Genomic DNA, 11859 nt, shown 5'->3' on the forward strand with positions numbered 1-11859 from the left:
TGCTCACACTAAAATAAAAAGGTAAGGAGTGTAGAGCATGAGGGTATGGATCATAGCGATCATTTTTGTTATGCTAGCTGGTTGCAAGTTGAATTTTCCAGAGCCAGAAGCACTGTCAACAGTTCCTGAAGTGAAAGAGGTAGAAGCCGAAGGGAAAGGAAATCATAGTTGGACGGTTAGCCATACGTTAAAAGGACAACAGTTATTTGTTGAATGTATTGTTGAGAATGTTTCTTTTTCAACCGAAGGAAGACATGGAAAGGTAAAGGGGAGTGCAGCCATCTATATAGATGGAGTATTTTACAAAAGCTATGATACAGCTGCCTTTATCGTCAAGGGACTACCTTCAGGTAAACATAAAATCAATGTGAAGCTCGTGAGTGAGAACAATCAGCCTCTTGGATACGAGAAAACCTTCCATGTAACTATTCCGTAAATATTTTTCTTTTGAGAAGAATATGTTAGTATAGTGGAATGGAGGTGGGCACATTGCTTACAGCTACATTAGAAAAGATTCGTACGATGGAGCAAGCGGAACAGCTTGGTAAAATGATCTTACTTTCAGATATTGCTGAAAAATACCAAGCATGCTATTCGCTTTTATATACAACACCTGAAACATCAGAAAAGATAAAAAGGTTCAGCAGCTTAAAAAGCCTTTATGAGGAAGTACAGCGTTTTGGCCGTTATCATCCTGACTATAGTCGTGTGATGAAAGAGATCAGAGAGATAAAACGTGACATGGATTTAGATGAGAATGTGGCTGCCTTCCGAGTGGCAGAGAAAGAATTGCAAACACTGTTGGATGAAATAAGTATGCTTTTAGGGCGGTCTGTGTCAGAATCCATTAAAGTTCCTACTGGTAATCCTTTCTTTTCAACGGGTTCTAGCTGCGGTGGAGGCTGTGGAAGTGGTGGAGGCTGTGGGTGCTCAGCATAGATGCCATCCGATTCAATGAGTGGTAGTTGCTAATACTTTTCCTTCTGTGCTAGACTTAATGAAAAAGCATTTAGTTGAGGGAGATTATATGTTTATTGAACGGCAGGCTGTGATTGTTTGGCTTCATCATACGAAGCCCGTTAAATCGTTGCGCAAATATGGAAACGTACATTATGTATCAAAGCGAATGAAATATGCGGTAGTTTACTGCAATCAGGAAGAGATAGAAAAGACAATGGAGAAATTGGACTCTCTTTCATTCGTAAAAAAGGTAGAGCCGTCTTTTAAACCATTTTTGAAAACTGAATATGAAAATTCTAAGCCGGATAAAGCGAAAGAATATGATTATAAAATCGGCGTTTAAAAAAAGCAGGAATTTTCCCTGCTTTTTTAATTTGGATTTTTTTAACAATGATGTTGATTTAGATTGTATCGTTTCATTTAAATAAGTCAAAAATCAACAATACCACTTAACATGGCCTTTAATTTAACGAAGGAATATAGTGGTTGAGCCTCAAAATACCAATCAAATATTGATAATACAATGTTTTCTCTGCAAACATCGTGGAAGACTTTACATCAAACTGAATGAGCACTTTATTTAAAGATTCAGCAGCCTCCTTAAATAAATCAAAACGCTGATTAGGTGTAGAAACTGGATGAGGAATTCCCTCTCGACATACATACAATGGTTGAAAGCTTCCTGGATTTGTTGGTTCTAGGACAACAATAAGTGAAGTCACTGGCCTTTCTTCTATAACCGAATGCAAGGCGAGCATATGACATAAACGGTGTTTATTATTTTGAGCGATCTCGATGAGTTCATATAGATCTGAATACCCCTCACCAAGCTCGATAAATCGTTGAATCAAAAGACACCCTCCGTTCTTTTAAGAAAATTTCCTACTCATTGTACCGTTCTCTGTCATAAAGCTCAACTACTCTGACAAAAAAGCTCATCGAATTCTTTTTTTTGCTGAGCCTTTTTATGATCTTTCAACAAAAATATGATAAAAGTGAATGAAAACGCCCCTTTCTCATAAAGAATTTGCTATCTTATAAATGTGAATATATGACTAGTTAGGGTGAAAGATATATGGTGAAAAAATCCTTGTTGTTCAGCTTGTTTTTAATGATTATTTCCGGGGGAATAATGTTTGTACAATGGAATGGATATGAAGGAAGCTCTAAAGCTTTTAATGACAATGAGGTTGAACAGGAAATTCAAATCGTGCATTCGGATCAGGGGTTTTCTATTCAACAGACATTTAGTCATTTACAGATAGATAAGCCGCTATCGCTTATTTTTCCTGTCGATGCCCAAAAGATGCGCTGTGAGACAACGGAAGGGAAATGTTCAATGAACGGACTAAGTGCAGTGATCACTCCTAAAGATCACACATTTACTGTTTCATATACGTTGAATTCACCTCCTGTTAAGTCTTCCATGTTATTGACGAATTGGTTCGTTAAAGTAAAGGAGACGGAAATCAAAGAAACAGCGATCTATTTAACTGATAAGAAGTTAAGAACAGGTAACTGGTATTCAGGGTTAAAAAATACCGGAGGACAAAAAAAAGATTGGATCAACTATTATGAGTTTCAAGGAAATGGAGGGGCTGATGCGCTTTATTGGCAATCAGACCCATTAGTCAAAGTAGATGTAGGAGAGACGTTGGCTCTCTATATGTCGCCCGAAGTAAAAGCCTCCAAGCAGCTAGTTGATTCATTAAAAAGTATAGACATGCCTGAACTAAAAACCATCATTGTAACCAGTCAGCAGCAGACTTATTCCTCAGATCATTTCTATATTTTAAATAATAGCCAACAGTTGATGGAATTCACTGACACAATGCGATTAACCGCTATGAAAAATGAGTATCGTTTTAATGAGTCTGAGGAATGGTTAGCGGAAGTCATGGTCGCCCTTGAGCTTAACCGTGCGTTTGGTTCTGAAAAGTCACAAAAAATGTATCAGTATTTGCAACAAGAATTGACGCCGGAAGAACAAGCCGCATATAAAGCTGATGTTTCGCAAATGAAGGGCGAGCTGATGACCGCGGAGCAGTTAGATCAAATTTTATCTGAAGTGAAAGGGCTAGAAACACATTTCTTTCAGGAGAATAATGAAGAAAAGAGCGTGATCAAGCCGCTGCTTTTTACAGATACTCGTTCGGTGTTAGTGAACGGAAAGGTAACACCTGTTGAAGCGATTAATAAAAAAGGAGTATTGTTATTTCCATTCCAGTTGACGTTACATCAGCTTGGGTTTGATGTGAAAACTCTTTCTAATAATAGATCGTTACTTGTGAAGAAAGATGCAGACACATATCGATTTGATCTTGATGAACATCGTTTTATTTTAAATGAGGAGGATTATGGATTATATGAAAACGCACTAGTCACTTATAATGGTGAACTGTATATTGAATCTACTTGGCTTCAAAAAATATTTTTAGTTTATGTTAATGAACAAAAGGGTCAAATCACGATTGATCCGATTGATTTGTAAAAATATAAGCGGAACTCCATGAATTCCTTCAAAACAACAAAAAACCTGCTGAACAATCAGCAGGTTCCTTCTATTGTCAATAGTTAGACAGAAGGAAAAGGGAGAGGAGAAACCGGAGAAAAGGCATATGGGGAATTATGCTTTCTCCGTGATCGACAACATCCCGAGTGATGTTGTTATCAATAGTATGACCCACTTTAGTTATTTTTAAACTTGTAATGAAAGAAATCATTCAAATACGAAGAAATGGAAATCATCTAGATTCAGTCATGGAATTGTGTTAACATGAATGAGAAAATCTTTATGAATGGTGAATAATTGATGAGAGTAATTTCAGGTGAGCAAAAAGGAATCCCATTAAAAGCCGTACCAGGCCGAGATACGAGACCAACAACCGATAAAGTAAAGGAAGCCATATTTAATATGATTGGTCCTTATTTTTCCGGTGGATTTGGGCTCGATTTATTTGCAGGTAGTGGTGGATTGGGCATTGAAGCATTAAGTAGAGGTTTTCAGAAAATGATCTTTGTTGATCGTGAGATGAAAGCGGTTCAAACGGTGAAAGGGAATTTAGAGAAGTGTAGCTATACTGACTGTTGTGAAGTGTATCGCAATGATGCGGAGAGAGCACTTAAAGCGATTACGAAACGAGAACTTGTTTTTGATGGAATCTTTTTAGATCCACCATACAAAAAACAACAGCTAGAAAAACTTTTGAAGTGGATTGAGGAAAAACGATTGTTAAATAATGGGGGATTTATCGTCTGTGAACACGGTTCTGAGATTTATTTACCGGAGACGATTGGGCAATTGCAACAAGTGAAAATGGAGACATATGGGATCATCCGTGTGTCAATTTTTGAATGGTCAGATAAATAAGGGGGAGCGTTAATGGCAAGTATTGCAGTATGTCCAGGAAGTTTTGATCCAATTACGAATGGACACTTGGATATTATTCAAAGAGGGGCCAAAATTTTTGATAAGATTTATGTGGTCATTTTAAGTAATTCTTCTAAAGCACCACTTTTTTCAGTGGATGAAAGGTTAGAACTCATTAAGGCAGTCACGAAGCATTTGCCCAATGTAGAAGTGGATCACTTTAACGATTTATTGGTGGAGTACGCAAAAAGCGTAAATGCCAATGCCATTTTACGCGGTTTGCGAGCTGTATCAGACTTTGAATATGAAATGCAAATTACTTCCATGAACAGAGTGCTAGACCAAGATTTAGAAACTTTTTTCATGATGACAAATAGTCAATATTCCTTCTTAAGTTCAAGCATTGTTAAGGAAGTGGCTAAATACAACGCCAATATCTCAGACCTTGTTCCAAAAGAAGTTGAAATAGCGTTAAAAAAGAAATATCAAAACAGCTAATCTGTTTTACATAAATACCTAGTTTCTTTAGTCGATAGACGGGAAACTAGGTATTTTTTAATCCGTTTTAGCGACAATGGTGTCTTTATTGTTTTTTTGTACTTATGTACAAAAGCGTATAAATTGTTAGCATCATAATGGTAATCAGTGGTCCATATTGCTTGAGTAAAATAATCATTTCGTTCATAGGTGAATGCTGAAGGTTAATGACAGGCAGAGAATGAAGGAGTCCGCTGTTTTTTACAGAATGTTCATACACGGGTTGCCAAAGAATGAACGCAATAGAAGCAGAGTAGAATCCATGAAGAATTCTAGCAAAAAAGAACGGGTGGAAACGAATATCTGATGTCGCTAAAATACTTGCTACTTGTGCTTGCACACTTAATCCGCTAAAGGCAAGAACAAAGCTTGTCACAATGGCCTGCTGTAAAAGAGTGCTTTCTTGAACTTGACTAATCATTTGACTGCCAAGCGTAATTTCAAATATACCCGCAATAAAAGGAACGGTGAGCTCAGAAGGTAATTGAAGCCATTGAAAGCCTTTAGCCGCTCCAGTAGCTAATAAAGAAGTAATATGCAAATGAAATAATAGCTTGTTAATCACGGAAAATAGAATAATAAATCCACCAATCATCAGCAAAGTCTGAACGGAAGAAAGAACAGAATCCCCCATTAATTGCCCGAGCGGTCGCCGGTCCTTTAGGCGTGCTTGATGCATAGCAGAAAAGGCGTTATAGAAAGAGAACGGGGGGGTATAATCTGTTTTATTTTTTTTGTCATTCCCATAGAATCGCATCGTTAATCCGACAAAGAGGTTTCCTGTATAATGAGCAATCGCTAGCAAAATGCCTAAATGAGGATTATAGAAAAAACCAACAGATACCGCTCCGAAAATAAATAAAGGATTAGAAGAGTTAGTAAAACAAACGAGACGTTCAGCTTCTGTTTGAGTTAGCTCTCCATTTAGCCTTAATCGTGCGGCTAGCTTAGCTCCCGAAGGAAAACCGGAAGCCATCGCCATTGCCCATACAAATCCACCTGCTCCTGGCACTTTAAAAAGTGGGCGCATAAGTGGTTCAAGCAAAACGCCAATAAAGTTTACGACTCCAAGACCAATCATCATTTCTGAAAGAATAAAAAAGGGTAGTAGTGATGGGAAGACGATTTCCCACCACATATTTAATCCTCTAATAGAAGCCTCTAAGGAAATTTTAGGAAATGCAATTAATGAAAAAGCAAACATACTAATGAAAAGGGCTAAAAGAAGGGTCTTTATTTTCGAAGCGGTCAATCTTAATAACCTCCTATCCTGTCCACAGACAGCTCCACTCTGGGATTCACCACATAATTCAGGTACAATATGATTAATTCAAGACCATATACACTTGTCCTGTTTTTTTCAATATACTCATATCATTTAGAAATAGACCATAGCTTATTAGGAAATCCTGAGATGGAGGGGAAAAGTTTGCAACAACCAAAAATAGGAGTGGCTCTTGGCTCAGGAGGAGCTAGAGGGTTTGCCCATATCGGTGTTTTGAAAGCATTAAAAGAGGCTGATGTTCCAGTAGATATGATCGCAGGTAGTAGCATGGGATCGCTGGTAGCTAGTTTATATGCAGCGGGGCAGGATATGGAGCAACTATACAAATTATCGAAAGCCTTTAAAAGAAAATACTTTCTGGACTTTATCTTCCCTAAAATGGGTCTAATTGCTGGGAAGAAAATCAAAAGTTTTATTCAAGTATTGACGCATGGAAAAAACATTGAGGATTTAAACATTCCTGTGGCCATTGTAGCCACAGATATTCAAATGGCGGAGAAGGTTGTATTTAAGGAAGGCCCTGTAGCTGATGCTGTTAGAGCTAGTATTGCGATTCCGGGGATATTTGTCCCCGAAAAAGTAAATGGACGCTTACTTGTAGATGGTGGAGTGATTGATCGTGTCCCCGTTTCCGTTGTGAAAGAGATGGGGGCAGACATTGTGATCGGAGTAGATGTCTCGTCTGTCAAAAAAAATGCCGAGATTCAAACCATTTTTGATGTTATTATGCAAAGTATTGATATTTTGCAATTAGAAATTATTGAAAACAGACAAATTGCTTCAGATGTGATGATTCGCCCTCCTGTAGAAATGTATAATTCCAAAGCATTTACTAATATTGAGGATATTATTGCTGCAGGGGAGCAAGAGGCAAAAAAAAGAATGCCTGATATCATCGAACAGATTGAGAAGTGGAAGGAGTTTCACCATGAAAAATAAATTAACTGCAGTCGCCTTCATTTTTTTACTAGTAATCACTGCTTCTTCTTTTATCAAGCTTCCTTATTATGTGATGAAGCCTGGGGATGCTCATGAACTAGCTCCGATTGTAAAAGTAACGGGCGGCAACAAAGCAGAAGGAACATTAATGTTGACTACCATTAAAATGGGAGAGGCGACACCGATCTCTTATGCGATAGCTCACTGGCTTGATTATGAAGAAATTGTTCCAATTGATAATGTTCGTAGTCCTCATGAAACGGATCAAGAATATAATATTAGACAAAAGTATTTAATGGATAACTCTCAACAACAGGCGATTCAAGTGGCTTTTGATGCGGCAGGGAAGCCATATAAGTATATTTATGAAGGTGTATATGTTTTGAGTGTTTTTCCAGGAATGCCAGCGGAAGGAATTATTCAGGCAGGTGACAGGATTACGGTGGTGGATGGAAAAAATATCGAATCATCTAAGCAATTTACCGATTATGTACAGGCTAAGCAACCAGGTGATGAAATAACGATCCAATTTGTGAGAGATGGGGAAGAAAAAAAGAAAAAAATTGCTTTAAAAAGTTTTTCCAATAACCGTAACAAAGCAGGTATTGGGATCAGTTTAACAGATCAGAAAAGATTAATAAGTACGCCGGAAGTTCAATTGAAAACAGAATCAATAGGCGGTCCTTCAGCCGGGTTAATGTTTAGTTTAGAAATTTATAATCAACTAACGGAGCAAGATATCACGAAAGGCAGAAAAATTGCTGGTACTGGTACGATTGATTCGGATGGGAAAGTAGGCCGTATTGGCGGGATTGAACAAAAAGTAGTGGCTGCTGATCGCGCAGGAGCGGAAATATTTTTTGCACCAAATGATGAAATAACACCTGAATTAAAAAGGAATAATCCCGACATCGAGCCTAATTATAACGAAGCAGTTAAAATGGCTAAAGAAATAGGAACAGACATGAAAATTATTCCTGTAAAAACATTTAATGATGCATTGGACTATTTACTAGCGAGTTGAAATGACTGAGCTGACCTTTACAAGAAAGCGTCAGCTCATTGATTATGGCAGCAAAATAGGAGGCTGTGTGAATTCACTATTGATGAGGCTTGGAGTTTGTGCTCCTTGCATGTATACATCAGATGCTTTGATATCTAAAGCGAGTAAATCTTTATGAGCAGCCGCCCTAGCAATTAGAGGGAGTGAGATCTCTTTTTTGATGCTTTTCATATACTCACGTCCATGTCTATTCATCCCTAATAGACGAATATAACGGACAGATGCCATCGCTTTTTCCATCTCTTCTTTCGTTGTGTTAGTGAGTATGTGGACGAGCATGCGTTGAATACGTGTCCAAGTGTAGCGTTTTGTTTTTACTTTTTCCATAAAATCGATAAAGCTAGTGGAATGACGAGCTGCCTCTTTTAAGCGGAATTCAATACCTTCTGTTATTTCATACATCGACTGTAACTCCTCTATAGAAGCGGATAGTAGCCGGTATTTTAACAATGGCCAATACATCTTCCAGCTATGAAAAGTTTGATGCTCATTATGATACTGTTTTAGTTCGTTCAATGTACTGTCAGGGACAAACTTTTCAATAGTGGATAAATGTTTAGATTGTTCAATCTCTTTACGTATACCTGTGGCACTTGCGATGCTGTCAGATGTTAAACTTTCGTCATGATAGCCTGCTTGCTGGCGTTTAATAGTAAGCGGCTGCATAGGCTCTGTTAGGTTATCATTCGCTTGTACATAATGATAACCTAAAATATTATTAGGCATGGATAAATCAAGTGATAATGAATCATTAAATAGCTGTTTTCTTGCTAGTGTCTGCGCTTTTGGAAAGCTATATCCTTCCCTCATATAGGAATGAATCAAGGGATTTAAGTCTCGAGAAGCCGCTTTGATCGTTTTAAAAGTATCGAGAAAGGGATCGATTTGCCCGTTTTCACTTCCAAAGCAAAAGGAATCACAAGCTAATTCTTTTAAGATTGAAATGGCCCCAAAAGAAAACACCTCCGCTTTTTGCGTGGAGAAAGCATATGGCAACTCAACAACGAGATCCACACCGTTTTGAAGCGCCATTCGGGTACGCGCCCATTTATTCATGAGAGCTGGTTCTCCTCGCTGCAAAAAATGTCCGCTCATAACAGCAATCACTACATCAGCGTTGGCTGCTTCCCGCGCTTTTTGTGCATGATATAAGTGACCGTTATGAAAAGGGTTGTACTCAACAACAATACCAACTGTTTTCATTTGATTGTTCCTCTGTTATAGTTATTTAATATCGATGATGTTATTATTGTTATTTACTGGCTTTTAATTGTCAATAGAGGGCCTTCCACTTTTCGGTGATGTCTAGCTCCAGCGGACAGACTCTCGGACATAAGCCGTCCTGTCTGTGTGGCAAAGATCGCCACTTCGACAGTTCGTCTGATGTCGTCGAGTCTAAACGTCCGCTTCCGCTTTTCGGTGTGTAAAGAAAATATATTGACAAACGTTTTGGTGAAAGCTATAATTACTTTTGTTGCCTTGAGGTGATAGTGATGAAATGGTCAATTATTCAATTGCAAAAGTTTCGTGATAAGGGTTTAGTTCTTGATGAGCTTGTGGATATGAGTAGCTTGAAGAATCGAGATTCTCAAATTCGAAATGTAGCTCCTGTTCATGTGACAGGTCGGGCCGATATTAGTCCTGAGAAGGTTACGTTTCATTTACAAGTGAAGGGTCAAATGATTTTACCTTGTTCGCGAACACTTGTTGATGTGAAATACCCGTTTGATTTTCAAATGACTGAAACATTTTTATTGAAGCCATCTTTATTCAGTGAATATGGGGATGAAGATGAGATTCATAGGGTGCAAGGAGATGTTATCGACTTAGCACCGATTTTGGAAGAAGCGATTCTTTTGGAAGTACCGATGCAGGTGTTGAGCGAAGAGGCTGATCAGCATGTGATTCCATCAGGAAAAGGCTGGGAGTATCATAGCGAAGAGCAACTTCCGAAAGAAGAAAAAAAGGTCGATCCGCGACTAGCAGGTCTGGCTGATTTTTTCAAGTCAAATGAGGAATGAAAATTGAGAAGTACCAGCTAATTCTGGCTTCATATACTTACATTCTCTTTTAAGGAGGTGGAAATAATGGCAGTACCTTTTAGAAGAACTTCTACGACTAAAAAGAACAAACGCCGTACGCATTTCAAATTACAAGTACCTGGTATGGTAGCATGCCCGAACTGTGGTGAAATGAAATTGGCTCACCGTGTTTGTAAAGAGTGCGGAACATATAAAGGAAAAGAAGTTGTAAGCAAATAATTTCATTTGCTCATTCGATCCTATTAAAAAACGTGAAGAGACCATGGCTCTTCACGTTTTTTTATTGAAGAATTTAGTGGATTAGGGCTACAATGGATAAAAGGGGGCTATGGTGATGGATTTTCAAATGAAGCGATTACATAATGGAATTTTAGAATTTAAAATAACACGACCAGAAAAAAGAAACGCCGTTAATTTTGAAGTGATGGAAGGGTTAAGCCAAGCGATTGAACGTGCGAAAGAAACGGATATTCGGGCATTGGTCGTCACGGGAGAAGGGGAACAAGCCTTTTGTTCAGGTGGAGATTTATCGGTGTTTCATGCGTTGCGAACAGAAGGGGAAGCGTATCGCATGCTTTCAAAAATGGGAAAAATTTTGCATGAACTGACTATTTTACCAAAACCGACGATTGCTTTAATTAATGGAACAGCGGTTGGTGGTGGTTGTGAAATTGCCACAGCTTGTGATTTTAGAATTGCCAAAGCGGGAGCCAAAATGGGCTTTATTCAAGGAAGCCTAGCCATTACAACTGGTTGGGGTGGCGGAACGTTGCTGTTTGAACGAATAGCTTCCTACCATGCATTAAAATTGTTATCTGAAGCAGCAATCTATCGAGCAGAGCAATTAGCTCATACCGGTTTTGTGCATCGAGTAGTGGATAGAATAAATGAGGAAGTAGTAGAGCGCTTTTTACAGAATGAATTAACTATTCATAGCTCGGTGTTATCAGCCTATAAGCAAATTCAAATTCGTAAATGGGCGTCGAGTGATCTTTGGGAGAAAATGGATCAGGAAATTAAGCAGTGTGCGATTCTTTGGGAGGCAGAAGCTCACCATGAGGCTGTAGCTAGCTTTTTAAACAAGAAATAAAAAATTGGACCATAATGGATAAGCATCCGATATGGTCCAATGACTATTTAACTAATTTTTTGTGTTGTGACGGAATTTGGATCCCAAAGTAAACGAGAACTATTCTCTGAAAGCGGAACAAAGTTCATTTTTTCCCAGAAGCTATGTGATTTTACGCGTGCTCTCGTTAGGATTGGAAGGTTAAAGGATTTGGCAAAGTCAACAAGTCGTAAGCCGAAGCCTTTATGCTGAAATTGAGGAAGTACTTCTAGTTTCCAAATTTCAAGATACTTGTTCGAGCCATTTTTTAATAGGTTTGCTCGGTTTTGCTTTACATACAAGCACATGCGAGCGGCTAGCTTATCTCCGTAGTAAATACCGTAAAATGGGGAGTTCGCGTTATCTTCTACCATTGTGATTTGAAGTTCTTCTAGCATGGATAACTCTTCTAGTCCATATTCTTTAAAGCTTTTGAATTCTTCTATTGTTTTGAAATTTACTTTCAAATTTTTAACAGGTAATTGCATGTTATATCCTCCTTTGAAAATCGGGAATTGTGCGATTTATATTATATTTTCATTATATAATATAAAT

At 38.2% G+C, this 11859-nt stretch carries 15 protein-coding genes; 11 read left to right on the top strand and 4 right to left on the bottom strand.

Annotated features, from left to right (window positions below):
* The first annotated feature begins 37 nt into the window (after positions 1 to 37).
* The 3 genes from WDJ61_RS06265 (at position 38) to WDJ61_RS06275 (ending at position 1303) form a co-directional block, all read left to right on the top strand.
* The gene (locus WDJ61_RS06265) at positions 38 to 436 is read left to right on the top strand and encodes a hypothetical protein (protein ID WP_338753876.1); all 399 of its coding nucleotides are present in this window, start codon (positions 38 to 40) and stop codon (positions 434 to 436) included.
* Positions 437 to 474: 38 nt separating this feature from the next.
* Complete coding sequence (locus WDJ61_RS06270) at positions 475 to 939, top strand: YlbF family regulator (protein ID WP_338753877.1); 465 nt, start codon at positions 475 to 477, stop codon at positions 937 to 939.
* A gap of 88 nt (positions 940 to 1027) precedes the next feature.
* Positions 1028 to 1303: a YlbG family protein gene (locus WDJ61_RS06275; protein WP_338753878.1), complete on the top strand. Its 276-nt coding sequence runs from the start codon at positions 1028 to 1030 to the stop codon at positions 1301 to 1303.
* 118 nt (positions 1304 to 1421) lie between these two features.
* Here the strand turns inward: WDJ61_RS06275 and WDJ61_RS06280 are convergent, their stop codons facing one another.
* Complete coding sequence (locus tag WDJ61_RS06280; protein WP_338753879.1) at positions 1422 to 1811, bottom strand: methylthioribose kinase; 390 nt, start codon at positions 1809 to 1811, stop codon at positions 1422 to 1424.
* A 281-nt stretch (positions 1812 to 2092) separates the two neighbouring features.
* Here WDJ61_RS06280 and WDJ61_RS06285 point away from each other — a divergent pair, with 281 nt between their 5' ends.
* From WDJ61_RS06285 to coaD, 3 genes are all read left to right on the top strand, one after another.
* Positions 2093 to 3451, top strand: coding sequence for a stalk domain-containing protein (locus WDJ61_RS06285; RefSeq protein WP_338753880.1), 1359 nt, complete (start codon positions 2093 to 2095; stop codon positions 3449 to 3451).
* 321 nt (positions 3452 to 3772) lie between these two features.
* Positions 3773 to 4330 carry a 16S rRNA (guanine(966)-N(2))-methyltransferase RsmD gene (gene rsmD, locus WDJ61_RS06290; RefSeq protein ID WP_338753881.1) on the top strand — a complete coding sequence of 186 codons (558 nt, stop codon included), beginning with the start codon at positions 3773 to 3775 and terminating at the stop codon, positions 4328 to 4330.
* Positions 4331 to 4342: 12 nt separating this feature from the next.
* Positions 4343 to 4828 (top strand): pantetheine-phosphate adenylyltransferase, encoded by a 486-nt coding sequence (coaD, locus tag WDJ61_RS06295; protein ID WP_338753882.1) that lies wholly within the window; start codon positions 4343 to 4345, stop codon positions 4826 to 4828.
* 85 nt (positions 4829 to 4913) lie between these two features.
* On the opposite strand, the gene ylbJ is transcribed toward coaD, so the two are convergent.
* Positions 4914 to 6119, bottom strand: coding sequence for a sporulation integral membrane protein YlbJ (ylbJ, locus tag WDJ61_RS06300; RefSeq protein WP_338753884.1), 1206 nt, complete (start codon positions 6117 to 6119; stop codon positions 4914 to 4916).
* A gap of 177 nt (positions 6120 to 6296) precedes the next feature.
* Between ylbJ and WDJ61_RS06305 the strand changes: the two genes are divergently transcribed.
* Together WDJ61_RS06305 and WDJ61_RS06310 are read left to right on the top strand one after the other, a co-directional pair.
* Complete coding sequence (locus WDJ61_RS06305) at positions 6297 to 7091, top strand: patatin-like phospholipase family protein (RefSeq protein WP_338753886.1); 795 nt, start codon at positions 6297 to 6299, stop codon at positions 7089 to 7091.
* A complete protein-coding gene (locus WDJ61_RS06310) occupies positions 7081 to 8115 on the top strand; it encodes a SepM family pheromone-processing serine protease (RefSeq protein ID WP_338753887.1) in 1035 nt (344 codons plus the stop codon). The genes WDJ61_RS06305 and WDJ61_RS06310 overlap by 11 nt, the downstream gene beginning before the upstream one ends.
* 42 nt (positions 8116 to 8157) lie before the next feature.
* Here WDJ61_RS06310 and WDJ61_RS06315 read toward each other — a convergent pair whose 3' ends face one another.
* Positions 8158 to 9357 (bottom strand): nucleotidyltransferase, encoded by a 1200-nt coding sequence (locus WDJ61_RS06315; RefSeq protein WP_338753888.1) that lies wholly within the window; start codon positions 9355 to 9357, stop codon positions 8158 to 8160.
* A 290-nt stretch (positions 9358 to 9647) separates the two neighbouring features.
* Here WDJ61_RS06315 and WDJ61_RS06320 point away from each other — a divergent pair, with 290 nt between their 5' ends.
* The 3 genes from WDJ61_RS06320 to WDJ61_RS06330 all read left to right on the top strand — a co-directional run bounded on the left by WDJ61_RS06320 (position 9648) and on the right by WDJ61_RS06330 (position 11286).
* The gene (locus tag WDJ61_RS06320; RefSeq protein ID WP_338753889.1) at positions 9648 to 10175 is read left to right on the top strand and encodes a DUF177 domain-containing protein; all 528 of its coding nucleotides are present in this window, start codon (positions 9648 to 9650) and stop codon (positions 10173 to 10175) included.
* Between the two features lie 66 nt (positions 10176 to 10241).
* Positions 10242 to 10415 carry a 50S ribosomal protein L32 gene (rpmF, locus tag WDJ61_RS06325; RefSeq protein WP_094834941.1) on the top strand — a complete coding sequence of 58 codons (174 nt, stop codon included), beginning with the start codon at positions 10242 to 10244 and terminating at the stop codon, positions 10413 to 10415.
* A gap of 109 nt (positions 10416 to 10524) precedes the next feature.
* Positions 10525 to 11286, top strand: coding sequence for an enoyl-CoA hydratase/isomerase family protein (locus WDJ61_RS06330; RefSeq protein WP_413789064.1), 762 nt, complete (start codon positions 10525 to 10527; stop codon positions 11284 to 11286).
* 47 nt (positions 11287 to 11333) lie between these two features.
* On the opposite strand, the gene WDJ61_RS06335 is transcribed toward WDJ61_RS06330, so the two are convergent.
* Positions 11334 to 11792, bottom strand: a complete 459-nt coding sequence (locus tag WDJ61_RS06335) for an N-acetyltransferase (protein WP_338753891.1) — start codon at positions 11790 to 11792, stop codon at positions 11334 to 11336.
* Between the last annotated feature and the right edge of the window lie 67 nt (positions 11793 to 11859).

The organism is Bacillus sp. FJAT-52991, from assembly GCF_037201805.1.
Taxonomy (GTDB): domain Bacteria; phylum Bacillota; class Bacilli; order Bacillales; family Domibacillaceae; genus Bacillus_CE; species Bacillus_CE kandeliae.